This is a genomic window from Aquibium sp. ELW1220 (assembly GCF_030398385.1).
Taxonomy (GTDB): Bacteria; Pseudomonadota; Alphaproteobacteria; order Rhizobiales; family Rhizobiaceae; genus Aquibium.
This window is the reverse complement of sequence record NZ_JAOAOQ010000127.1, coordinates 1-629: the sequence shown is the minus strand read 5'-3', so window position 1 is coordinate 629 and position 629 is coordinate 1. Positions and strand designations below refer to the sequence as shown.

Genomic DNA, 629 nt, shown 5'->3' with positions numbered 1-629 from the left:
ACCGCCAGCGCCTCGCTCGAGCCCGTCGTCTTGACCACTTCGACGAACTTGCGGCGCGCATGCGCAAGGCAGAAGGCAAGCTGCAAGGGTGCAGCATTGCTCTTGCGCCGCCGCTTGGCCAAGCTCTTGTAGGCGCCATAGCCATCGACCTGGAGAATGCCCCCGAAGGTTGACAGCTGCGTCTCGATTTCTTCCGTCCCGCGACTTTCGGCAAACACATAGCCGACCGCTGGCGGCGCCGGGCCCCGCCAGGGCCGATCATCGACCGCCTGCGCCCACAACTGGCAGACTTTCGTCCGCTTGCGCCCCGGGTCGAGCCGCGGCAGTGATGTCTCGTCACAGAACACACGCGGTTGCGAGCGGATGAAGGCGAGCAGCCGCTCGTAAAGCGGCTTCAGCCACCAGGCTGCCCGTCCGACCCAGCCGCCGAGCGTTCCCCGGTCGATCTCGACGCCGTAACCCGAGAAGATCTGCGCCTGGCGATAGAGGGGAAGATGCCAGGCGAACTTGGAGGCGACCACATGCGCCACCAGCGCCGTCGTCGCCATGCCACCATCCATCACCCGCGGGCGCGCCGTCGCCTGCACGACGTTGGCTTCGCAGGCCCGGCAGGCATATCTGGGCCGGAT

Annotated in this window: 1 protein-coding gene; it reads right to left on the bottom strand. The window is 66.8% G+C overall.

The features are described 5' to 3' along the window. A partial coding sequence (locus N1F91_RS31030) for an IS66 family transposase (protein ID WP_289997772.1) occupies positions 1–629 on the bottom strand: 629 nt, incomplete at both ends.